Source organism: Halomonas eurihalina, assembly GCF_008274785.1.
Classification (GTDB): domain Bacteria; phylum Pseudomonadota; class Gammaproteobacteria; order Pseudomonadales; family Halomonadaceae; genus Halomonas; species Halomonas eurihalina.
The window spans coordinates 15,477-38,896 of the sequence record NZ_VTPU01000010.1 but is presented as its reverse complement, the minus strand read 5'-3'; the positions used below and the strand labels follow the sequence as shown (position 1 = coordinate 38,896).

General features: G+C 62.2%; 24 protein-coding genes. 9 read left to right on the top strand and 15 right to left on the bottom strand.

Annotated features, from left to right (window positions below; translation table 11 throughout):
• Positions 1–15 precede the first annotated feature (15 nt).
• Positions 16–441, top strand: a complete 426-nt coding sequence (locus FZZ93_RS11160) for a SufE family protein (RefSeq protein ID WP_149322406.1) — start codon at positions 16–18, stop codon at positions 439–441.
• 95 nt (positions 442–536) lie between these two features.
• Here the strand turns inward: FZZ93_RS11160 and yidD are convergent, their stop codons facing one another.
• From yidD to gorA, 14 genes are all read right to left on the bottom strand, one after another.
• On the bottom strand, positions 537–842 hold the full coding sequence (yidD, locus tag FZZ93_RS11155; RefSeq protein ID WP_187774516.1) for a membrane protein insertion efficiency factor YidD: 306 nt from the start codon (positions 840–842) through the stop codon (positions 537–539).
• Between the two features lie 4 nt (positions 843–846).
• Positions 847–1,296, bottom strand: a complete 450-nt coding sequence (hisI, locus tag FZZ93_RS11150) for a phosphoribosyl-AMP cyclohydrolase (RefSeq protein ID WP_149322404.1) — start codon at positions 1,294–1,296, stop codon at positions 847–849.
• Positions 1,297–1,316: 20 nt separating this feature from the next.
• Positions 1,317–1,769: a Fur family transcriptional regulator gene (locus FZZ93_RS11145; protein ID WP_149322522.1), complete on the bottom strand. Its 453-nt coding sequence runs from the start codon at positions 1,767–1,769 to the stop codon at positions 1,317–1,319.
• Positions 1,770–1,848: 79 nt separating this feature from the next.
• Positions 1,849–2,838, bottom strand: a complete 990-nt coding sequence (locus tag FZZ93_RS11140) for an alpha-L-glutamate ligase-like protein (protein ID WP_149322403.1) — start codon at positions 2,836–2,838, stop codon at positions 1,849–1,851.
• 4 nt (positions 2,839–2,842) lie between these two features.
• Complete coding sequence (locus FZZ93_RS11135; RefSeq protein WP_149322402.1) at positions 2,843–4,354, bottom strand: inactive transglutaminase family protein; 1,512 nt, start codon at positions 4,352–4,354, stop codon at positions 2,843–2,845.
• A 48-nt stretch (positions 4,355–4,402) separates the two neighbouring features.
• A complete protein-coding gene (locus FZZ93_RS11130) occupies positions 4,403–5,239 on the bottom strand; it encodes an ATP-dependent zinc protease family protein (RefSeq protein WP_149322401.1) in 837 nt (278 codons plus the stop codon).
• 248 nt (positions 5,240–5,487) lie between these two features.
• Positions 5,488–6,666 (bottom strand): MFS transporter, encoded by a 1,179-nt coding sequence (locus FZZ93_RS11125; RefSeq protein WP_149322400.1) that lies wholly within the window; start codon positions 6,664–6,666, stop codon positions 5,488–5,490.
• A gap of 261 nt (positions 6,667–6,927) precedes the next feature.
• A complete protein-coding gene (locus FZZ93_RS11120) occupies positions 6,928–7,344 on the bottom strand; it encodes a DUF1090 domain-containing protein (RefSeq protein ID WP_149322399.1) in 417 nt (138 codons plus the stop codon).
• Between the two features lie 48 nt (positions 7,345–7,392).
• The gene (locus tag FZZ93_RS11115; RefSeq protein ID WP_149322398.1) at positions 7,393–8,607 is read right to left on the bottom strand and encodes a DNA glycosylase AlkZ-like family protein; all 1,215 of its coding nucleotides are present in this window, start codon (positions 8,605–8,607) and stop codon (positions 7,393–7,395) included.
• The gene (locus FZZ93_RS11110; protein WP_149322397.1) at positions 8,604–9,653 is read right to left on the bottom strand and encodes an AraC family transcriptional regulator; all 1,050 of its coding nucleotides are present in this window, start codon (positions 9,651–9,653) and stop codon (positions 8,604–8,606) included. Before FZZ93_RS11110 ends, FZZ93_RS11115 begins: the two co-directional genes overlap by 4 nt.
• A gap of 144 nt (positions 9,654–9,797) precedes the next feature.
• Complete coding sequence (locus FZZ93_RS11105; RefSeq protein WP_149322396.1) at positions 9,798–10,202, bottom strand: ectoine synthase; 405 nt, start codon at positions 10,200–10,202, stop codon at positions 9,798–9,800.
• A 92-nt stretch (positions 10,203–10,294) separates the two neighbouring features.
• On the bottom strand, positions 10,295–11,560 hold the full coding sequence (ectB, locus tag FZZ93_RS11100; RefSeq protein WP_149322395.1) for a diaminobutyrate--2-oxoglutarate transaminase: 1,266 nt from the start codon (positions 11,558–11,560) through the stop codon (positions 10,295–10,297).
• An 82-nt stretch (positions 11,561–11,642) separates the two neighbouring features.
• Positions 11,643–12,221 carry a diaminobutyrate acetyltransferase gene (gene ectA / locus FZZ93_RS11095; protein WP_013332344.1) on the bottom strand — a complete coding sequence of 193 codons (579 nt, stop codon included), beginning with the start codon at positions 12,219–12,221 and terminating at the stop codon, positions 11,643–11,645.
• A 355-nt stretch (positions 12,222–12,576) separates the two neighbouring features.
• Entirely contained in the window at positions 12,577–13,938 is a 1,362-nt protein-coding gene (gorA, locus tag FZZ93_RS11090) for a glutathione-disulfide reductase (RefSeq protein WP_246146189.1), read from the bottom strand.
• A gap of 164 nt (positions 13,939–14,102) precedes the next feature.
• On the opposite strand from gorA, the gene can reads away from it, so the two are divergent.
• From can to FZZ93_RS11050, 8 genes are all read left to right on the top strand, one after another.
• Positions 14,103–14,756, top strand: coding sequence for a carbonate dehydratase (gene can / locus FZZ93_RS11085; RefSeq protein ID WP_064698455.1), 654 nt, complete (start codon positions 14,103–14,105; stop codon positions 14,754–14,756).
• A 166-nt stretch (positions 14,757–14,922) separates the two neighbouring features.
• Positions 14,923–16,500, top strand: a complete 1,578-nt coding sequence (locus FZZ93_RS11080) for an ABC transporter substrate-binding protein (protein ID WP_187774515.1) — start codon at positions 14,923–14,925, stop codon at positions 16,498–16,500.
• Positions 16,501–16,661: 161 nt separating this feature from the next.
• Positions 16,662–17,708 (top strand): ABC transporter permease, encoded by a 1,047-nt coding sequence (locus tag FZZ93_RS11075; RefSeq protein ID WP_149322393.1) that lies wholly within the window; start codon positions 16,662–16,664, stop codon positions 17,706–17,708.
• Positions 17,705–18,646 (top strand): ABC transporter permease, encoded by a 942-nt coding sequence (locus FZZ93_RS11070; RefSeq protein WP_149322392.1) that lies wholly within the window; start codon positions 17,705–17,707, stop codon positions 18,644–18,646. Before FZZ93_RS11075 ends, FZZ93_RS11070 begins: the two co-directional genes overlap by 4 nt.
• A 5-nt stretch (positions 18,647–18,651) precedes the next feature.
• Positions 18,652–19,671, top strand: a complete 1,020-nt coding sequence (locus FZZ93_RS11065) for an ABC transporter ATP-binding protein (protein WP_149322391.1) — start codon at positions 18,652–18,654, stop codon at positions 19,669–19,671.
• The gene (locus tag FZZ93_RS11060; RefSeq protein WP_149322390.1) at positions 19,671–20,714 is read left to right on the top strand and encodes an ABC transporter ATP-binding protein; all 1,044 of its coding nucleotides are present in this window, start codon (positions 19,671–19,673) and stop codon (positions 20,712–20,714) included. Before FZZ93_RS11065 ends, FZZ93_RS11060 begins: the two co-directional genes overlap by 1 nt.
• A gap of 155 nt (positions 20,715–20,869) precedes the next feature.
• The gene (locus FZZ93_RS11055; protein ID WP_149322389.1) at positions 20,870–21,799 is read left to right on the top strand and encodes a LysR family transcriptional regulator; all 930 of its coding nucleotides are present in this window, start codon (positions 20,870–20,872) and stop codon (positions 21,797–21,799) included.
• A complete protein-coding gene (locus FZZ93_RS11050; RefSeq protein WP_149322388.1) occupies positions 21,796–22,815 on the top strand; it encodes a hydrolase in 1,020 nt (339 codons plus the stop codon). Before FZZ93_RS11055 ends, FZZ93_RS11050 begins: the two co-directional genes overlap by 4 nt.
• On the opposite strand, the gene msrA is transcribed toward FZZ93_RS11050, so the two are convergent.
• Positions 22,796–23,410 (bottom strand): peptide-methionine (S)-S-oxide reductase MsrA, encoded by a 615-nt coding sequence (gene msrA, locus FZZ93_RS11045; RefSeq protein WP_149322387.1) that lies wholly within the window; start codon positions 23,408–23,410, stop codon positions 22,796–22,798. The two genes, FZZ93_RS11050 and msrA, sit on opposite strands and share 20 nt — an antisense overlap.
• Positions 23,411–23,420: the final 10 nt, after the last annotated feature.

The following is a 23,420-nucleotide window of genomic DNA, read 5'->3' as shown; positions in this document are numbered from 1 at the left end:
CTATCAGGAGCCCTCATGAGCACAGAGATCACCGCCGAACAGGCCCAGCAGGAACTGCTCGAAGAGTTCGAGATGTTCGACAACTGGATGGACCGCTACCAGTACATCATCGACATGGGTAAGCAGTTGCCGTCCTTCCCCGAGGAGTGGAAAGTCGAGGAGCTCAAGATCCAGGGCTGCCAGTCCAATGTCTGGATGCACCATCGTCGCGACGGCGAGGCGCTGCATTTCGATGCCGTATCAGATGCCGCCATTGTCTCGGGGCTGATCGCGGTATTGATGCGCATCTACAATGACCGTCATCCGGCGGACATCCGGGCGACCAGCCCGCACTTTCTCAAGGACCTCGGCCTCGACAAGCACCTATCACCAACCCGCAGCAACGGCCTGAACGCCATGCTCGAACGTATCTACCGCGTCGCCGAGCAAGAGGCCGCGTGACCTGGTCTGCCATCCTGCCATAATCGTTTTTTCGACGGGGCAATCGTCTTGGCGGCTCCAGAGCAGGATGGAACCGGTGGCAGTAGGGGCTTTCGCTATCGGCAGCGGAAATCGTCATCCAGTTCGGGGTCTTCCTGGCATAACCGTTCGCTGGGGCCGCCGGGTACGGGGTCAATGCCCCCCGCAGCACCCGGGTGGCAGCGCAGGATGCGCCGCATCGCCATCCAGCCGCCGCGCAGTGGGCCGTGTACACGCAGGGCTTCGATAGTGTAATGGGAGCAGCTTGGCCAGTAACGACAGCGTGGGCCGAGCAGGGGGCTGATCAGCCATTGGTAGAGGCGCACCAGGCCGATCATGATGAAGGCAAGCCCGGCGCGCAGGCCGCGAATGAGGACGTGCATGGCGTCAGTGGGGCGTCTTGTCGCCATAAAGGGTTTGAGGGTCGATCATCGGCTCGCTGGTGACACGAGCCTCATCTGCATCGAGCGTCACGTAGAAGCAGCTACGACGCCCGGTGTGGCAGGCCGGTCCGGTCTGGTCGACTTGCAGCAGCAAGGTATCGCCGTCGCAATCGAGGCTCGCCGCTCGCAGGTGCTGCTGTTGCCCGGAGGACTCTCCCTTGCGCCAGGGCTTGCCACGCGAGCGCGACCAGTAGCAAACACGCCCCGTCCGCAGGGTTTCCATCAGCGTTTCCCGGTTCATCCAGGCCATCATCAATACCTCGCCGGAGTCATGCTGCTGGGCGATGGCAGGTATCAGGCCGGCCTCGTTGAAACGAACAGCATCGAGGATTTCGCCGAGCGGGCGACGAGTATCGGGGGCGGCGCCTTCCAGCGCTTTCAAGACATCTGACATGGAGGCTGCTCCGGCTTGGTTCAGCAGGTCTGGGGGGCCGCATGGCAGTCATCACAACGGCCGAGAAGCTCGATGGTCTGACGCTGCACCGTGAAGCCCAGCTCATGGGCGCGTTGGCCCAACTGCTCGTTGATATCGTCGAGGTGAAGCTCCTCGACACGGCCGCAGTCTCGACAGATCAGAAGCTGAAAGCCGTGGGCATGCTCGGGGCACGGGCAGGCCACATAGGCGTTGAGCGACTCGATGCGATGCACCAGGCCTTGATCGATGAGGAATTCCAGAGCGCGATATACCGTGGGCGGACGGGCAGAGGCATGCTCGGTGGCGAGGCGGTCGAGCAGGTCATAGGCCTTCAGCCCGCCGCGCGTGTCGGCGATTATCTGCAGCACTCGCTGGCGAATGGGCGTGAAACGGACGCCACGGCGACGACACTGTCGCTCTGCCTGGTCCATCAAGGCGCGGGAATCGGTCATGCTGGCCATGCGGTTTCGGGGTGGATGGCCCATTCTACGCGCCGCACACCGCCATCGCCAGGTATCGCACGCAGCAGTGTCATGCCGATTCCATTTGTGTCGATGCCGCTCGACTGGCATCCAGCTCGCTGCGTCGTGCGAAGTGATGCTGTGCAAATTCCACCCGCTGTTCGACATCGAGCCCATCGGGCTGCTGCTCGATGAGATCCAGGCGATTACGCAGGCCCTCGCCGTTGGCCATCTGGATGGCCAGGCCAGGGCGCGCGTTGAGTTCCAGCAACATGGGGCCATGATCGCGATCCAGCACCATATCGGTGCCGAGATAGCCCAGCGAGGTCATTTCGTAGCAGCTCGCCGCCAGCTTCAGCAAAGTGCCCCAGTTGGCAATTCGCAGGCTGGCCAGCTCGTGCCCGGTATCGGGGTGGTCGTGACGTGAACGGTCGAATTGCACGCCGCGTATCGCCTGGCCGGAAGCTATGTCGATGCCGACGCCCACCGCCCCCTGATGCAGGTTGGCCTTGCCATCCGAGTCGGCAGTGGAAAGTCGCATCATGGCCATGACCGGGTAGCCCTTGAATACGATGACGCGAATATCCGGCACGCCTTCGTAAGTGTACTCGTTGAAGGTCTCGTCGAAATTGATCAGTCCCTCGATGAGCGCCACGTCCGGTGACCCACCCAGCGAATAAAGCCCCGAGAGAATGTTGGACACATGGCGCTCCACATCCTTGAGTGTCAGGCGGGCTCCGCTGGGCTTGATGTAATGCTGGCCCTCGATGTGCTCGACGACCAGGATGCCCTTGCCGCCACTGCCCTTGGCCGGTTTGATGACGAACCCGGTGTGGCCATCGAGCATATCGCGCATGCGCTTGATGCCGAATTGGGTCGACACCGTGCCGATCAGCGCCGGCGTGGTAATGTCGTAGCGCTGAGCGAGCAGTTTCGTCTGCAGCTTGTCATCGACCAGCGGATAGAGCCGCCGGTCGTTGTAGCGGCCGATATAGCGGATGTTGCGCCGATTCATGCCAATGATGCCCTTGGCGTGCAGCTTGCTGGGGGTTGTCCACATCGGCTCAGTCCTCCGTGACCGGCTTGAAGCGACGCAGTTCCAGCAGGCGGTAACCGGTGTAGTTGCCAAGCATCAGAATCAGCGCCATCAGGATCAACTGCACGCCGAGGAAATTGAAGGTGATGTGGCGAATCCAGGGATTGTTCATGGCCAGATAGGCCAGTACTGCGGTCAACAGGCTACCGCCACCCTGGATCAGGACTTCCTTGGGGCCTTCCTCTTCCCAGAGGATCGACATGCGTTCGATGGTCCAGGAGAGGATGATCATCGGGAAGAAGGTGATGGTCAGGCCGGCATTGAGCCCGATGCGGTAGGACAGCACCGAGAACAGCGAGATGATGGCGATCACCGTAATGATGACCGCCGTGACCCTCGCCACCAATAACAGGTTGAGATAGGACAGATAGTTACGGATGACCAGGCCCACGGCCACCACCAGCAGGAAGCCGATCAGGCCGGTGGCCAGAGTGGTCTGGATGAAGGCGAGGGCGATCAGCACCGGCATGAAGGTCCCCGAGGTCTTGATGCCAACCAGCACACGTAACAGGACCACGACCAGCGCCCCGATGGGAATCAACAGAATCGTCTGGAACAGCGCCTGCTCCTCGAGGGGCAGGCTGTGGATCGAGAAGTTGAGGATGGTGTCGGAAGCCTCGGCCATGCGGCTGCGCACGGCGGCCCCGGCAGGCTGATTGCGCGACAGCATGGAAAAATAGACCTGAGAGTCAGTGCCGCCCTGAACCTCAAGCACCGACTTGCCGGCGTTCTCCCACAACAGGAGATTGTCGGGGTGTCCCTGCTCGCCGGTAGCCGGGTTGAAGAGCGACTGCTCATCTTCGTCGTAGACCTGGATCCAGGGCGTCAGGCTCTGTCGGCGTCGCCCATCCTCCAGCATCAGGCCACTGACCTCGCGTGCCGGGACACCGGCCTGGTTAAGCAGACGGACCAGCAGTGGCACACGATCGAATTGTGTCAGCAGCAAGCGCGCGTTTTCCCCCTGGCGCTCTTCGCTGAACTCGCGGACCAGTTCGCGGGTGAAGGTAAAAGGATCAGCACTGCGCGACCAGGCGCGGTCGATGACCTGGGAGGCTGCCGTATCGTAAGGACGCTCCCAGACGACATCGGGTTCGAGCGAAGGAGGAGGAGTCTCGGATGCGCGGGCCTGGGGAGCAACCTGGATACGGCTACTGTAATAGAGCTGCTGATTGCCGGAGGCCTCGCGGACCGTCCAGAGGGCGCGGCGGCTGCCGTTCTCCTCGAGAAACGAGAGACCATAGCCGGGGGAAGCCGTGTGCTCGGTCAGCACCCGGAAGCCTTCCTGGGTGGAGGGCAGTGCCATTTCCACCTTGGCGGGGCCACCCTCGGCGACAAAGTTGACCTGCGCCTCGATTTCCCAGACCTGTCGTTGCTCGCCCGGCGTCCAGGGAACCTCGAACTGGACATGGCGATGAATGCTCAAACCGATGCCGGCAACCAGCAACAAGGCAACGATCAGATAGAAGGGCAGTCGGGACATCTCAACTTCCTTGGTAAATCAGGGTGAAATACATCCGTATATCAGGTCTCAGGGTGCTTCGTCTTCTGCCGGCTCGGCGGCGTCCGTCTGTTCAGACGTATCGGGAAACTTGGGACGCTCATGGAGGAAGTCCTCGGCGACATCAATGATGGCGATATCCATCAGGAAATGCCGCCCGAGCAGAACTGGGTAATCGAGATGAGCGCGATCCGTCAGCGTGAATTCCACTGTTTCGCGGATCGGCCCCAGGGTCATCAGCAATTCGATGACTGGGCGGGATTCCTCTCCGGTTGCCTGTGTGACTCGGACACGGCGTTCCACCGGTGCCTCGACCCAGCTGCCGCGCACCGTATCGACGACACTGTCATCGTCATCGAGGCCGAGCTTGAAGCGTACCCAATCTTCGCCATCCCGCTCGAAACTGGTGATCTCCCTGGCGCTGAGCGACGAGGTATCCGCTCCGGAATCCACGCGTGCCTGCAAATAGGTACCGACGTTCGGCAGGCCGATCCATTCGCTACGACCCAGGAGCTCCTTGTTGGCCAGCCTGTCATCGGCCGCCCGGCACTCGGTGACGACCTTGGTGGTCTGCTCGTCATTGTTGTCATCAAGAGCGGCAATATCGCCGCGCAGGCCTCGTAACAAGCTGCCCACCTCGCGCACGTCAGCCGTCAGCGTCCGCTGTTCCATCCGCTGCAACGACAGCAGGTGCGACTGATTCTCGCAACGAGCAGCAAGGCTGCTTTCCAGCCCCTGGATGCCGGCCTCGAACTGTGCTGCCGTCACTGGCGGCGGCGTTTCCTCCTGTGGAGACAGGTGGGCGCAGCCCCCGAGCAATGCCATTGACCCGAAGAGCGATAGCACCAACATTGGGCGATTCGGCATATTGAGGGTGTCCTTTTGCACTGACGTGAACGAGTAAAAGAGCTGCAGAGATGATAAGGAGCCGGCTTCCTGCTGTCCACGATGATGGCCCGAACCAGCATGATAGAGGGGCCTGTCAACCGAGCACGATCCGTAGGACAACGCATGCCGAGAGGCTGGACAAGCAGAAAATATGAACGGGAAGGACTTGATGACGAGCAAAAGAAGGGCGCCATGATGGCGCCCCAAGTATGCATTGATGGTGTCGATCAGGTCGGAATGGCAGCCTGGGTTCTGACACCGAACAGGATGAGCAGTGCCGCCATCAGCAGCACGACGCCACTCACCGCAAAGACACCGATGGCACCGCTGGTATCGAAGACCAGGCCGCCGATGGCCGCGCCACTGGCGATCGCGAACTGAATCGCCGCCACCAGCAGGCCACCTGCGCTTTCGGCTTCATCGGGCACCGTGCGGGTCAGCCAGGTGGACCAGGCGACAGGAACGGTACCGAATGCCATGCCCCAGAGCGCCACCATCAGTGCATCGACCATGGGAATGCCGCCGACGCCCGACAGTCCCAGGCCAAGGATTCCCATCGTCGCCGGCATGACGATCTGCGTGAAACGCATGTTGCGTTCAAGCATGAAGCCTCCCAGGAAAGTTCCCAGGAAGTTGGCCAGGCCAAATCCAAGCAGGATGCTGGATAGACCGTTCACGTCGACGCGGGTGACGGTTTCGAGGAAGGGGCGGATATAGGTGAAGAAGGCGAAATGGCCCGCGAAGATCATGGCGGCGGCCAGAATGCCAAGCCCAACCATCGGGCGCCGCAGCACCTCGACCAGGGTTTTCAGGCGTGTCTGGGCGTTCGGGGCCATGCCTGGCAAGGTGGCGAATTGCACCAGCAAGGCCAACACGCCAAACAATGCGGCAATCAGGAAGACATTCCGCCAGCCGATGATATCGCCGAAGAAACTGCCCATGGGTGCAGCGCCGATGGTGGCCACCGACACACCGCTGAAAATCATCGAGAGCGCGCGTGGCACGCTTTCCTCGGGCACCAGCCGCATCACCGTGGCCGCCGACATGGTCCAGAAACCGCCCAGGGCGATGCCCAGCAGAACGCGACCGAGCAACAGCAGCGGCATGTTCGGCGCCAGTGCCACCAGGAGATTCGAGACGATCAGCAACGTCGAGAATCCCAGCAGAACATGCCGGCGGTCGATCCTCCGGGTCGCCGCCGTGATCAGTAGGCTGGTCACCAGAGCGATCACGGCCGTTGCCGTTACCGTTTGGCCAGCCATGCCTTCGCTGATACCGAGATCCGATGCCATGGGGGTCAACAGACTCACCGGCAGAAACTCTGCCGTGACCAATCCGAAAACACCCAGCGTCATCGAGAAGACCGCGCTCCATGCCGGCGCAGCTCGTGGCGAAATGTCGTTCATCGATAGCTCCTGTGTCCTTGAGAAATGACGTCGTTGGCTCGGGAGGATAGAGCGCCATTTCCGGACGGTATATACCAGGATGTATCGAATTTTTGATCGTTAATCTGGATGGCCGGCGTGAAGTCCGCTTCAAACCCAGCTCCAGCCTTAGTTCGCAGAATGTATATTATGTTAAATAAGAGATAAGCATCACTATGTGCCAAGTGGCCATATACGCGGAAAATCCCGTCGTCATGGCCACCTATCCTTCCCGGGCGCTGTCTATTGCTGGTTCTGGAGCGCTTCCAGTTCATCCTGGTGTTCTTCGAGCTCCATGACGGCTTCTTCGAGCTTTTCGCTGCGCTTGCGTATATCGTCCGTGTCGCCTTCACGTTGCGCTTCGGCCAATTCAGCTTGGCGCTCCCGGACCTCTTCCATGCTCTCGCTGACTTCTTCTTCGGCGTCTTCTATGACCCGCTCGTTGCTGCAATGGCGCCGCACGCCTTCCAGAGATTTTTCCAAGCCGCGTACGCGATGCTCATTGCCGTGCTCCTTGGCGATACCAAGCTGCTTCTGGATGTTTTCGACCTTGGACTGACAAAGCGGGTCCATTGTCTCGGTGGCAAGAGCCAGCTGGCTGAAGGCGATCGGCATGGCGAGCATCATTGCGGGGATGACGAGGCGAAAGGTCCGTTTCATGGTCGTGTGTCCTATCCGTTTGCCTACGAAAGTATAAGGGACGATATGTCATTTGGCCGCCCTTTGCCATGCATATCGAGCCTCACGGCCCAGGCCCCTGGGCAGCACGACGCGCTTGGCTCCCAGGTAATCGAGAAAATCGCCGGCGGCCCGCTGTAGCGCCTCGGAGGCGCCTTCGGGAAGCCGGGATGGCACGATGCCGGGCTCCCAGTGCCAGGCGTGAATGGTCAGGATGCCTTCCCGGCATTGAGCGTCGAAACGCGCGATGAAGCGATCGCCCCACAGGATCGGCAGTACATAATAGCCCCAGCGGCGCTGCTCGCGAGGCTTGTAGACCTCCCACACATAGTCGAAACCGAACACGCGGGAGATCCCTCGTCGGTCCCACATCAATGGATCGAGAGGCGCGAGAAAGCGCATGCAGCATTCCGATTCGCCGCCGGGTGATGACGGGATGTCATCCAGGAGCGAAATGGCCTCGGGAGTGGCCCAATAGCGCTCGCCTTCCACGTCGAGCTCGACCAGTTTTCCCCGATCGATAGCTCGCGACGCGATACGATCGCGCTTGGCACGTTGGCAAGGCAGCAGCCAGACGGCAGCATCGGCGGTTGGCCGTAATAGCCCAGCGGCCTGGACGCGACGCACGACCAAGTGCTCCAGCGCATCATCTTCGTTGGTATGGGGCATGCAAGCGCCGTTCGGCAAGACGCGTTCAGGCAGATCATAGGCATGGCGGCCGTTGACGCGATGATGCGTCATCAAGCGTCCGGAATCCCACAACGCCTTGAGCAGATGGCGTGAACGCTTGGGGCCATACCAGCTGCCACGCAAGGCCGGATCGGATCGCTGGTCACCCAGTTCGAGACTGGTCGAGGGTCCCCGCTGGCCTACCTGATCGAGAAGGTCCCGGGCTTCCGGCGAATCGATGTCCACGCCCCGCTGTTGCCAACGCCGGGCGAACCAGTGATGAAAAGGAGCTTGAGCCCACCAGTGCTCGGGCAGAATCAGGCTGGCCTGCTTGTCCCAGCCATCGACCAGCAGCCGCTGCCGATAGGCCGCATCCTGCCAGCCGCCCTGCCGATAACCCGGCACCCGCGCTTGCAGGACCAGGTCGGGATTGGTGCCGAGCGGCGCGAGTGGATCGAATTGGATGGTGCCGAGGCGCTGAATCACGCTCGTCAGCGAGCCCGGCCGGCCATGATGGCCTGCCAACAGGCGCCGGGCATCCGCGAGGCTCAGGGTAAGGCACTGTCGTGCAGTCATGCCCGAGGCCCTTCGCGATGGTGCCCTTCGGCACGCACCGCTCCAGGGGAGCGGCCCGTTATACGCTTGTAGGCACGGCTGAAGGCGGCCTGGGAACCATAACCGAGGCGTTGGGCGACAGCATCGATGGGCTGCCTGTCTCGTCCGATCCACTGGGTAGCCAGCCGCATGCGCAACTCGGTCATGTAACGATGCGGCGTTAGACCGGTGACTGTCAGGAAGCGCTCAGCGAAGACCGAGCGCGAGCTGCCCATCTGCTTCGCCAGTTCGGCGACCGTCCAATGACGGCCGGGCTCCCGATGCATAGCGGCAATGACACGCCCCAGGCGTGGGTCACGCAAGGCCTCGACCCAGCCGGAAGCGTCGCCACAGCCGCACTCGACCCAGCCACGCACGATGCAGGCGGAAACGACATCGGCGAGTCGCGACAGAATGCTGGCGAAGCCTGCCCGTTCAGCTTGCGCTTCGCGTTCCATCGCCTGGAGGATCGGCAGTATCTCCGGGTGGCGATCCTGGAGCGTATCGACACGCATCACTTCGGGCATCAGGCCGACGAGCGGATGCATGCCACCGAGATCGAACTCCATGCAGCCGCTGAAGATGACGGCCCCACTCTCCTGACAGACTTCGGGAGAACCGTTGCGCACCGCGCTGACGGCCTTGCAGAGCGGTGCGGCCACGAAGCTGGCGATATCGCGGCTGGCGGATTGCTCCGGCGACGACAGCAGCTCGTGTGGGCCGCCGCGCGGCAGAAGCACTGCGTCACCGACCTCGAGCCGATGCACGGCCCCACCGGGGCTGCGCAGATACACTGGCCCTCGCGCGATGAAGTGGAAGTGGGCCCACCCCGGGCTGGCACCAAAGCCCCCGATGCCGAAGGGAGGAGCCGCCTGTATGCGGCGATACTGGATACCGCTCAGGCGCATGCCGAGCAGCAACTCGCTGACCAGGTCGTTGGGCAATGCCCCTTTCTCAGCTTCCTCCTCAGCTTCCTCGAGCTCGACTTCCTCGATGGGCTGGAAGCTTCTGGACGATGAATCAATCATGATGCAATAGTAGGCATGAAACGTCCGGGGCGTCCAGCCACTGGCAATCCACGCCGGAACGACCAACGAAAGAGCCCCCGATCGGTGACCGGGGGCTCCTCGTGCGAGACGGCAGAATACTGTGTCGGGTTACAGCATGTCGGGTTACAGCGGCTTCTGGTCGTCGGCAGGTGCGTAGGAACCGTCTTCGCGGTGCACTTCGTTGCCAGTCAGGCCCGGCGTGAACACGCAGGCCAGGTGCATGGTCTTGCTGGCGCGCAGCAGGTGCTCGTCGTGCTGGTCGAGGATGTAGATGTCACCCGGTTTGATGGGCCAGATCTTGCCATCGGCCAGGGTTTCCACTTCGCCCTCGCCTTCGATGCAATACACGGCCTCGAAGTGATGCTTGTAGTGGATGTGGGTCTCGGTACCCTCGAAGATGCGGGTGATGTGGAAGGAGCAGTTGCCGCCATCCTCGGCCAGCGACAGGCGAGTGCTGTCCCAGTTGCCGTTTTCGGCGGTGACCAGACGGTCGGTCTGGCGCGCTTCTTCGAGATTGCGAACGATCATGTCGATTCTCCGGTGAATCAATGACTGGTCGGCCGCGCGCGGCCGACCGATACAGGATGCCATGGACAGGCCCGATGGCGCACCTCAGGCGATCAGCCGAAGGCCTGCTTGGTGCTGGCTTCGAGAATATCGAGTCCCTCGACCAGGTCTTCATCAGGAATGGTCAGCGGGCACAGGCACTTGACCACCTCACCGTCCTGGCCGCTGGTTTCGATGATCAGCCCGTTCTCGAAGGCTTGATGGGTGATCTTGTCGGCGATATCACCGGAACCCACGTCGATGCCCCGCATCAGGCCGCGGCCGCGCTCGGAGGCTTCGATGCCGTTTTCGCTCAGCCAGGCGGCGATCTTGCCGAAGCGTTCCTCGACGATGCGTGCCTTGCGCTGCACGTCGCGCTCGAAGGTGTCGTCGCTCCAGTACTTGCGCATGGCAGCGGCGGCGGTAGCAAAGGCCAGGTTGAAGCCGCGGAAGGTACCGTTGTACTGGCCCGGCTTCCACTTGTCGAGTTCGGGACGCATAAGCACGTGGGCGAACGGCAGACCATAACCGGACAGCGACTTGGAGTTGGTCACGATATCCGGCGTGATGCCAGCATGTTCGAAGCTGAAGAACTTGCCGGTCCGGCCGCAGCCTGCCTGAATGTCGTCGATGATCAGCAGGATGTCATTGGCGCGGCAGATACCTTCGAGACGCTTGAGCCACTCCAGGCCGGCGACGTTAATGCCGCCCTCGCCCTGCACCGTCTCGACGATCACCGCCGCGGGCACGTCCAGGCCGCCGGACTTGTCGCTGAGCAGTTTCTCGAAATAGTCGAGGGTGTCGGTGCTGCTGCCGAGGTAGCCGTCGAACGGCATGAAGGAAGCTGCCTGGGTCGGTACGCCACCAGTGGCCTCGCGGAACTTGCGGTTACCTGTGGTCGCCAGCGCGCCCATGGTGACGCCATGGAAGCCATTGGTGAAGGAGACGATATTGTGGCGCCCCTTGGCGACCCGGGCCAGACGAATGGCCGCTTCGACGGCGTTGGTGCCTGTCGGTCCAGGCAGATGCACCTTGTAGTCGAGACCGCGCGGCTTGAGGATCACCTCTTCCAGGGTTTCCAGATAGTCGCGCTTGGCCGCAGTCCAGAAATCCAGGCCGTGGACGATGCCGTCGCTGTCGAGGTAATCGAGCAGCACCTGCTTGAGGTGCGGATTGTTGTGGCCGTAGTTCAGGGTGCCGGCGCCGGCCAGGAAGTCGATGTACTCGCGCCCTTCCTCGTCGGTCAGGCGGGCATTGCGCGCCTTGGTGAACACCACCGGAAAAGAGCGGGAGTAGGTCCGAACGTTGGATTCCATGCGTTCGAGAATCTGGGTCTGCATTGCGACCTCCTGTGGGATGAAAGTGATAAAGCGAGAAGACAGGTCGCCGGCCCGTACCGGGCCGGCAAGGCGGCGTCCCGGCTCAGATCTGGTCGGTCTGGAACGGGCCGATGCGAACGAGGTTTTCCGGGTCATGCTCACCGCCGAGTTGATCGGTGGAGAAGTATTCGCGGCTGTTCAACGGCGCCTGCCAGCGATCGGCGAGACGGCGGAACAAGCCCCAGGACGCTTGGTTGTCGGGCGTGATCGTGGTTTCGAGATGGTGTACCTCGGCCATTTCCGGGCGTGTCATCACGGCTTCCACCAGGCGACGGGCCAAGCCGGTGCCACGCGCCTTCTCGCCTACGGCAACTTGCCAGAGAAAGTAGGTATCGGGCGCATTGCTTTTCACGTAACCGGAGACGAAGCCGACGATCTCGCCCTCTTCATTGGTTGCCACGGCGCAGCTGTCGCGGAACTGGGTAGCCAGCAATAGGTAGGCGTAGGCGGAATTGACGTCGAGAGGGGGACAGGACTTGACCAGCTCGTAGATGCCCCAGCCGTCATCGGGGCTTGGCTTGCGGATGAAGAGCGGCGAGGCCTCATGGCCGACCACGGCATCGGCCACGCTGGGCTTGGCCAGGTCGGCGGAGGGCGTAAAGGGCTCTGTAGTTGCGTTCATTGTCGTAGTTCGCTGTAGCGAATTTGATCGGCATCATAACAGCCGCTTATGGTCATTTCAAAAATCAGGTTATCTTGCTCGCTGAGTTCCATAATAGAAAATTATGACCTACTCCACAGGCCGCGTATGTGGCGGCTCTCTCCTCCCTTTCGACATCGACCACCAGCGACCGTACTGCCGGATGTCCTCTGGCAGGTCTTGTACGGAAAAGCATCGAATGCAGGACTTTCGTACAACTCTTTCGTACAACCCAGTTTAGCCCACATTCGTCCTGGCCATACGTATAACGCAACGGGCCACCCCTGAGGGTGGCCCGTCCGAATGACATCACTGTGACAAGCTTGCCTGAAGGCTGTCAGCGGCGTGTCGGAGTACGCATGGTCACGAATTCTTCGGCGCCGGTGGGATGAATGCCCACCGTCTGGTCGAACTGTGCCTTGGTCAGCCCGGCTCGCACGGCGATGGCGATACCCTGGATGATCTCGCCAGCCTCCTCGCCCACCATGTGGGCGCCGACCACCACGTCGCTGGCATCGTCGACGATCAGCTTCATCAGGCTGCGCTCGCTGCTGCCGGAGAGCGTGTGCTTCATGGGACGGAAGTCGGCACTGTAGACGCGGATCGCCTCGAAACGCTCACGGGCCGCCTCTTCCGAGAGGCCGACGGTGCCGATGTTCGGATGGCAAAACACGGCAGTCGCCACACGTTCATAATCCAGCGGCTCGGGGGTGGTGTCGCCAAAGTGGTGCTCGACCAGCTTCATGGCCTCTTCCAGCGCCACCGGCGTCAGCTCGGGGCCACCGGTGACATCACCGAGTGCGAGGATCGAGGGCACCGAGGTCTCGAAACGCTCGTTGACCTTGAGGGAGCCATCGTCGTTGGTGGCAACGTCGAGCCGGTCGAGGCCGAGCCCAGCCAGATGCGGCCGACGTCCGGTGGCGGCGAGCACCGCGTCTACCTCCAGCGTGCGGCCGTCGGTGAGCGTGACCTTGAGCCCGGTCTCCACCTTCTCGATGGTTTCGATGTTGGTGTTGAAGTGCAGGTTGACGCCCTTCTTGGCCATCTCGTCGCGGGTGAATTCGCGTACCTCGTTGTCGAACCCGCGCAGGAATAGCTCGCCGCGATAGACGAGATGGGATTCGCTGCCCAAGCCATTGAAGATGCTGGCGAACTCCACGGCGATGTAGCCGCCGCCGAGCACCAGGAAGCGCTGCGGGAAGTCATCGAGGTCGAAGATCTGATTGGAGTTCAGGGTCAGCTCGTTGCCCGGGAAATCCGGCACCCAGGGCCAGCCGCCCACGGCCACCAGGATCTTCTCGGCGCTGAGCGTCTCGCCACCGACCTCGACGTGATGCGCGTCGACCACGCTGGCGCGACCATTGATCAGGCGTACGTCGGCATTGTCCAACAGCCGGCCATAAATGCCATTGAGACGCTTGATCTCGCCGATCTTGTTGTCGCGCAGGGTCGCCCAGTCGAATGACGGCTCCTCGGCCAATTGCCAGCCGAAGCCGCCGGAGTCCTCGAAGGCTTCATGGAAATGAGCCGCATAGGAATACAGCTTCTTGGGCACGCAGCCAACATTGACGCAGGTGCCCCCGAGGTAACGGTCCTCGGCCACGGCGACCCGGGCTCCTGTGGCGGCGGCGGTACGGGCGGCACGCACACCGCCGGACCCTGCCCCGATGACGAACAGGTCATAGTCGAAATCTGACACGCGATTCTCCTGTAAACGGTCGGGCCCCATCATCCAGGCCCTGTGGGCAATGGCGCGATCATACCAGCCAAGGTGGCGCCCCGGGAGAGCGGTTGACCCGCATCCCCGCTGACGGTAAAAGAAGGCTCCTTCGTCTTTCGTCCCATCCTTGCCGGAGCCCGACCATGAGCAATGACATCGATACCCTGCTGGAGAACAACCGCGCCTGGGCAGAGCAGATGTGTCGCGACGATCCCGACTTCTTCGCTCGCCTGGCACGGCAGCAGACCCCGGAATACCTGTGGATCGGCTGTTCCGACAGCCGCGTGCCGGCCAATCAGATCATCGACCTGCCGCCCGGGGAAGTGTTCGTTCACCGCAACGTCGCCAACCTGCTGCACCACAACGACATGAACGCCCTTTCGGTGGTGCAGTTCGCCGTGGATGTGCTCAAGGTCAAGCACATCATGATCGTCGGCCACTATGGTTGCGGCGGCATTCGTGCCGCGGTCACCGGCGGCGAATGCGGCATCGTCGATTACTGGCTGCATTCGGTACGCGACCTCTACAGCCAGCATCGTGCCTCGCTGTCCTCACTGTCGCAGGACGAGCAGGTCGATCGCATGTGCGAGCTCAATGTCGAGGCCCAGGTCAAGAACCTGTGCCGTACCAAGATCATTCAACGTGCCTGGCAACGTGGCCAGGAGCTCTCCGTCCATGGCTGGGTCTATGGCCTGAGCGATGGGCGCGTCACCGACCTGGAATGCAGTGTCCACGGCCTCGACCAGGTCGCTCAGCTGTATCGCATCGATCGCGTCACGCCCGCCAGCGAAGACTGAGCGCCCTCCTCGCGCCCGGCATCGTTATTCGCCGGGCGCATGGGGCGTGTCACAATTTCGATTGTGCGCTTCCCTCAAAGCTCTCTATGTTGGTGAATGGAGCATAATGGTCATCACGACCGTCGGCCGTGATACCGATAACAATCCATCCGGCATGGAACGACACATGACAATCAAGAAGACTCTGCTGGCTAGCGTCATCGGCGCCGCCATGACCTCCGCTGCCCTCGCCCCGGCCGCCCAGGCCGAAACCACTCTGCGCATGGCCTACGACGCCGACCCGGTGTCGCTCGACATCCATCAGCAACTCTCCGGCGGCATCCTGCAACTGTCGCACATGACCTTCGACCCGCTGGTGCGCTGGAACAAGGATCTCGAGATCGAGCCGCGCCTGGCGACCGGCTGGGAGCGGGTCGACGACACCACCCTGCGCATGAACCTGCGCGAAGACGTCGAATTCCACAGCGGCAATACCTTCACCGCCAAGGACGTGGTCTGGACCATCGAGCGTCTCAAGCGCAGCCCCGATTTCAAGGCTATCTTCGAACCCATTGAGAGCGCCTCGGCGGTCGACGAGCATACCGTCGAGATCAAGACCAAGAAGCCCTACCCTCTGCTGCTCAACCTGGCGACCTACATCTTCCCGATGGATAGCCAGTTCTATTCTGGAGAAGATGAGAGTGGCAAGGACAAGGGGACGATCAGCAAGCAAGGCAGTACCTATGCCTCTAGCCACTTGTCCGGTACCGGCCCTTATGAGGTCACCGACAGGCAGCAAGGCGTGCGCGTCGTCTTCGAGCGCAACGACGAGTACTGGGACGAGCAGTCCCCGGGCAATGTCGACAAGATCGAGCTGACGCCGATCAGCGAGAACGCCACCCGCGTGGCCGCCCTGCTCTCCGGCGATGTCGACTTCATCGCGCCGGTGCCGCCCAACGACCTGGAACGCGTCCGTGAGGACGACAACGCCAAGCTGGTCACCATGACCGGCACACGGATCATCTACTTTTACATGAATCAGGACCGTGTCGAGCCCTTCAAGGACAAGCGGGTTCGCCAGGCCTTCGCCTATGCCATCAACCAGGAAGGCATCGCCGACCGCTTGATGAAGGGCTTCGCCACCCCGGCGGCCCAATTCTCCCCAGAGGGCTATGCAGGACACAATCCTGAACTGAAGCCTCGCTACGACCTGGAAAAGGCCAAGCAACTGATGGCCGAGGCCGGCTATGAGGATGGCTTCGAGATCACCATGATGGCGCCCAACAACCGCTACGTGAACGATGCCAAGATCGCCCAGGCAATCGCTGCCATGCTGGCGCGCATCAACGTCACGGTGGATCTCAAGACCCTACCCAAGGCCCAGTACTGGGGCGAGCTCGATGACCGCGCTGCCGACATGATGATGCTCGGTTGGCATGCCGACACTGAAGACTCGGCCAACTTCTTCGAGTACATGACGGCCTGTCCAGATCCCGAGACCGGTGCCGGCCAGTACAACGCTAGCAACTACTGCAACCCCGAACTCGACAAGCTAGTGGCCGATGCCAACGTCGAACTCGATAAGCAGAAGCGGGCCGAAATGCTCCAGCAGGCCGAAAAAATCGTCTATGACGATGCCGCTGTCATCATGCTGCACTGGCAGGATCTGGCCTGGGCCGCTGATACCAACGTCGACCTCGAGCCGATCGTCAACGTGATGAACTTCCCCTACCTCGGGGATCTCGTCGTCGAGGAAGAAGACTAACCACCTTCCAACCGGCACCTGGGCAGCACTGAGCCAGGGCCGGCAGCTCGACACTCCAATGCCGAGACGCCCCCGCCAAGGGGCGCGTCTCGGTGTGCTCGGCTCCCGACTGAACCGGGCCCTGTCAATAACGAGCCCCCTTCGAAAATGGAACGCCACTCATGATCGCTTTTCTGATCAAGCGCCTCTTTCATGCGCTGCTGGTGATGTTCGTCATCAGTGTGATCGCCTTCGCCATACAAGACAATCTGGGCGACCCCATCCAGCAGATGGTCGGTCAGTCTGTGCCAGAGAGCGAGCGTGAGGCCCTGCGCGAGGAGCTCGGCCTCAACGATCCCTTCCTGGTGCAGTACCTGCGCTTCGCCGTCAATGCCGCGCATTTCGACTTCGGCTATTCCTACGTCTTCAACCAGCCGACCACTGACGTCGTGCTGCGCCACTTGCCGGCCACCCTGGAGCTGGTCGCCGCAACGACCTTCCTGATCATCGCGTTGTCGGTGCCCATCGGCGTCTATAGCGCCATCAAACCACGCGCCTGGCTGTCGCGCTTCTTCATGGGCGTCTCGATCGTCGGCATCTCGATTCCGGTGTTTCTCACCGCCATCGTACTGATCCAGATATTCGCCATTGGCGTCAGTTGGTCGCCCTTTCCGGCGGATACCGGCTGGGGCGCCTGGCTCAACGACCTGATCAGTACCGAGGGCGGCATGCCCGCCTATGGACGCGGCGATCCGGTGCACGTCTTCGGCACCTGGGAAACCAACTTCGCCTCGCTCGAGGGGTTGACCTATCTGGTGCTGCCAGCCATTTCGCTGGCCTCGATCATGCTGCCGCTGTTCATCCGCCTGATCCGCGCCGAAATGCTCGAAGTACTGCAGTCCGACTACGTGAAGTTCGCCCGCGCCAAGGGCATCTCGCCGCGTCGCATCTATTTCCTGCATGCGCTCAAGAACACCATGCTGCCGGTGATCACCGTGGGCGGCGTGCAGATCGGTACCCTGGTGGCCTACACCATCCTCACCGAGACGGTGTTCCAGTGGCCTGGCATGGGACTGATGTTCCTCGATGCCATCGAGCGCTCCGACATCCCTCTGATCGTCACCTACCTGATGATCGTGGGGCTGATCTTCGTGATCACCAACACCCTGGTCGATCTGATCTATGGCCTGATCAATCCCACCGTCAAGCTGACAGGAAAACCCGCATGACTACGCTGACGACTCGACCCGCGAGCCGGTGGGAGCGCTTTCGCGATTCCTTCCTGCTCTACAGTTTCAAACGTGACCTGATCGCCCAGCTCAGCCTGCTGGTATTCATCCTGCTGGTTGCCGCCGCCGTCCTGGCTCCCTGGCTGGCACCGATGAACCCCTACGATCTGGCGCAGATCGACATCCTGGCTTCCGAGCTGCCGCCCTTCTGGGTGGACGGCAGCGACCCAACCTACCTGATGGGAACCGACGCCCAGGGGCGCGATCTGCTGTCGACGATTCTCTACGGCGCGCGCGTCTCGCTGATCATCGGCTTTGGCGCCGTGGCTCTGCAGGCGACACTCGGAATCTGTTTCGGCCTGCTGGCCGGTTACCTGGGTGGACGCGTCGATGCCTTCCTGATGCGTCTGGCCGATATCCAGCTCTCCTTCTCGACCCTGATGGTGGCCATCGTGGTCGGCGCGCTGTTCAAGGCGATCTTCGGTGGTGGCACCTTCAGCGACTATGCGGTGCCGCTGCTGGTGCTGATCATCGGCCTGGCCGAATGGCCGCAGTATGCGCGAACCGTGCGTGCCTCGGTGCTCGCCGAGAAAGGCAAGGAATACGTCGATGCCGCGCGGGTGATGGGCCTTCCGAGCCGGCGGATCATGTTCCGGCATATTCTGCCCAATACCCTGTCGCCGATCTTCGTCATCTCCACCGTACAGGTGGCCAATGCCATCATCTCGGAGGCGGCACTGTCCTTCCTCGGCCTCGGTATGCCCGAGACCCAGCCGTCGCTGGGTTCGCTGATCAAATCCGGCTTCGATTATCTGCAGTCCGGCTCCTGGTGGATCACCTTGATCCCCGGTCTGGTGCTGGTGGTGCTGGTGCTGGTGATCAACCTGCTCGGCGATTGGCTGCGCGATGTGCTGAACCCGCGACTCTACAAGGGCTGAATCTCATGTCTCTACTCGACGTTAATCACCTCGACGTGCGCTTCGCGTTGCGTGGCGGCGATGTCAGGGCACTGCGCGACGTCTGCTTCAGCCTGGACCGCGGCGAGCGCCTGGGGATCGTGGGCGAATCCGGCGCCGGCAAGTCGGTGGCCGCCTTCAGTCTGCTCAACCTGATCGCCAAGCCAGGCTACATCGCCGGCGGCAGTATCCGTTTCGACGGCCAGGAGCTCACGACGCTGAGCGACCGGGCGTTGCGCAAGGTGCGCGGTCATCGCATGTCGATGATCTTCCAGGATCCGATGATGACGCTCAATCCGGTGCTGACCATTGGCGAGCAGATGGTCGAATGCCTCAAGGCCCACCGCCGGATCAGCACGCGGGAAGCGCGCGGCATCTCGCTGAACAAGCTGCAGCAGGTCCAGATTCCCTCGCCCGAGGCCAGGCTCGATCAGTACCCCCACGAGCTCTCGGGCGGCATGCGACAGCGGGTGATCATCGCCATTGCCCTGCTGCTCGACCCCGACATCATCATCGCCGACGAACCCACCACGGCATTGGATGTAACGATCCAGGCCGAAATCATGGCGCTGCTGCTCGAGCTTTGCGAGAAGCACAACGTCGGCCTGATTCTGATCACTCACGATCTCGGCGTGGTCAGTCAGGTCACCCAGCGCATGCTGGTCATGTACGCCGGCCGCGTCATTGAACAGGGGCCGACCCGCGAGATCATCAATGATCCGCAGCATCCCTACACCCAGGGCCTGATCAATGCCCTGCCGCAGATGGCCACGCCCGGTTCGCGGCTCAATCAGATCCCCGGCAGCATGCCATCGCTATCCAACCTGCCGAGCGGCTGCGCCTTCCATCCGCGCTGTAGCTTCGTCGAGCGCGCCGATGGCAGTCGTCGCCAGGCCTGCCATGACCAGGTACCCGAGTTCGTGACATCCGGCAATTGCCAGGCTGCCTGTCACATGGTCGCCGAAATGATTGAAAGCGAACGCATTCCGGCCGAGGAGCAAGACTGATGAATTCGACCGCCACATCCCCCGTTTCGGAAGCGACGCAGCCCCTGCTGGCGCTACGCGGCCTGGAAAAGCGCTTCTCGCTCTCCGGCGACTTTCTCGAACAACTCCAATTCAAGGGCGGCAAGCTGGTTCGTCATCAGGAGCATGTGCACGCCATCAATGGCGTCGATCTGGAAATCCAGCGCGGCGAGGCGCTGTGCGTGGTCGGCGAGTCGGGCTGCGGCAAATCCACCGTGGCGCGCACCGTGATGGGCCTGATCACGCCGTCTGCCGGCGAGGTCCACTATGCTGGCCAGCGTATCGACGATCTCTCCACCAAGCAGCTATTGCCCTATCGCCGACGCATGCAGATGATCTTCCAGAATCCGTATGCGTCGCTGAATCCACGCATGACGATTCAGCAGACCCTGGAAGAGCCGATCCGGCTGCATCATCCCGACTGGACGGCCCAGCGGATCAAGGACAAGGTCAACGAGGTCATGCTGTCGGTCGGCATCGATCCGGATTGGGGCCCGCGTTACGGCCACGAATTCTCGGGTGGCCAACGCCAGCGAATCGCCATTGCCCGTGCCCTGGCGGTCGACCCCGAGTTCATCGTCGCCGACGAGCCGATCTCGGCGCTGGACGTGTCCATTCAGGCTCAGGTACTCAACCTGCTGATGGAGGCCCAGCAGCGCCACAATCTCACCTACCTGTTCATCACCCACGATCTCGCCGTGGTCGAGCACTTCGGCACCCGCGTGGCAGTGATGTATCTCGGCCGGGTCTGTGAAGTGGCGCCCACGGCCACGCTCTTCGCCCGTCCTCGCCATCCCTACACCCAGGCCCTGATGTCAGCCATTCCGCGACTCGAAGACGATCGTCCGCAGCACATTCGTCTAAAAGGCGAAGTGCCGACGCCGGTCCATCTGCCCTCGGGATGTGTCTTCCATGGCCGCTGTCCCCACGCCGACACCCGCTGTCGCGAGGAAGTGCCCGCCCTGATCGCCACCGACGATGGCGGCCAGGTGGCCTGTCATGCCGTGGAAGAGGGGCGTATCTGATGTCCTTGGCGTTTCTGGCATAATACAAGCGTTCGAATCCCGGCGAGGGCCCGATGATCCGGGCGCTCCCGACTTTACGAGACGCATTTGAAACGTCTAACGCCGTGACCGGTCGCTGGCAACCCCGCCGACCGGTCGACGGCTTGAGGACTGATATGGAAATACGCTGGTTGGAAGATTTCATCGCCCTGGCGCGTACCCGACACTTCTCTCGGGCGGCCGACGAGCAGAATGTCACCCAGCCGACCTTTTCGCGGCGTATCAAACTTCTCGAGGAGGAGATGGGGGCGACCCTGGTCAACCGGCAGACACTACCACTGTCATTGACGCCCGAAGGCGAAGAGTTTCTGACGCTGTGCCAGGATGTGACGCAACGCGTGGCCAACACCCGGCAACGCCTGGGGCACCTCGCCGAAAGCCAGGCCGGCAAGATGCGGCTGGCTGCTCCCCAGAGTCTGCTGGCCAACTTCCTGCCGGAATGGCTCGCCGGCTGGTCGACACCGCCACCGGTAAAGCCTTACCTTCGGGCCACCGCCTGGCTGGTGAACGACTATTTCCAGGCACTGGGGCGTGACGAGTGCGATCTGGTGCTGTGCTACTGGCCGGTCAATGACTGTCCCCTGGAAGTCGAAGCCGAGGCCTTCGAGTATCGTCGGCTCGGCCAGGAACGCCTTATTCCCGTCTCGCTGCCGGAAGCCGATGGCCGGCCCCGTTTCGATCTGGAAAGTACCGGTCGCCGTTCGTTGCCCCTGATCGCCTATCATCCCCGGGGCTTGATCGACACGGTCATTCGCCACCACCTCGAAGCCTTGCCCGATGCGCCGACGTTCAGCGTGCTCAACGAGAGCATCCAGAGCGGCAACATCCGTGAACTGGTGGGCCTTGGCTATGGACTCGGATGGCTACCGCAGCGCAGCGTGGCAACGGCCCTGGCCGCCGGGCAACTGGTGCCCGCGGGCAGTGAGCGCTGGGAAGTGCCGCTGGAGATTCGCCTGTTCCGCCATCGTCATGTCGAACATCAGGCCGTGGACGTGCTCTGGCAGGCACTGGGCGAGGATTCCAGCGCGCCGGAAGACAAAGCATGATCACCGGACGCCACCTCGCCGACTTCAAACCGCCACCCTGGCTCGCCAATCGCCACCTGCAGACCCTGCTGCCACGCGCCCTGCCCCAACCGGCATCGCGACTCATCGAGGAGCAACTCGAGCTGCCCGATGGTGATTTCGTCGAGCTGGCCTGGGTCGATGCCCCGGCCCTTGCCGATGAGACACCCTTGCTGGTGCTGTTCCACGGTCTGGAAGGATCCGTGGATTCGCCCTATGCGCGTCATCTGTTGGATGCCGCCGAGCGTCGGGGATGGCGGGCGGTACTGATGCACTTTCGCGGTTGCGGCACTCGCCTCAACCGCCTGCCTCGCGCTTATCATAGCGGCGATACCGCGGATGCCCGCTGGTGCCTGGAGAGCCTGGCCCAACGATACCCGGCGGCACCGCGGGTCGCCCTGGGCGTTTCACTGGGGGCCAACATGCTGCTCAAGCTGGTCGCCGAGGATACCGACAATGCGCTGGGCCTGACCGGTGCCATCGCCGTGGCGCCCCCGGTGGATCTGGCAGCCTGTGCCGATACCCTGCAACGCGGCGTGGCGAGGGTCTATCAACGACACTTGCTCGGAGCCCTCAAGGCCAAGGTGGCACCCCGCCTGGCGCGCCAGGAACTACCATTGACGCTGAGCCGTGATGAGCTGGCGCGGTTTACCACACTGCGTGCCTACGACGATGCGATCACCGCTCCGCTGCACGGCTTCAAGGATGCGGCCGACTACTATCATCGCGCCGCCGCCGGCCCGTTGCTGGAGACCATCGCCCTGCCGACGCTGATCCTGCATGCCGACGATGATCCCTTCATGCCACAGGGGCTGTATAACGGCCTGACGCTCGGTCCCGGCATCCGCCTGGAGACCGCGCGCCACGGTGGTCATGTCGGTTATGTCGAGTGGCAGAATGGCCGGCCCGCCAGCTGGCTCGCCCGGCGGGTCGGTCGACAACTCGATGCCTGGAGTACCCGGGCATCGACGCCCGCCATCAGCCGATCGGACAGCTAACGCCGGTGCCCTTGAGGCCGCAGTAACCGCCGGGATTCTTGTCGAGATACTGCTGGTGATATTCCTCGGCGTAGTAGAACGTCTCGAGCGGTGCGATCTCGGTGGTGACCGGCCCTCTGCCCTGCGCCTCCAGGGCCTTGCCATAGGCGTCGCGACTGCGCTCGGCCGTCGCACGCTGCTCATCGTCGACGCTCAGGATGATCGAGCGATACTGGGGCCCGATGTCATTGCCCTGACGATTTCCCTGAGTGGGGTCGTGGGCTTCCCAGAAATGACGCAACAGGGTGTCGAGCTCGATCTCGGCGGGATCGAAGACGACTCGAACCACCTCGGCATGGCCGGTGCGACCGCTACAGGTTTCCTTATAGGTCGGGTTGGGCGTGACACCGCCGGCGTAGCCCACGGCGGTGACATGCACGCCGGGCAATTGCCAGAACAGGCGCTCGGCCCCCCAGAAACAGCCTAGTCCCAGCACGATCTCCTGCATACCCTCGGGCCAGGGCGGCGTCATGCGTCGCCCGTTGACCACATGCACGGCGGTAATCTCCATCGGGCTGTCGCGCCCCACCGGTGCGTCTGCGGATTGTGCGCTCATATCGCATTCC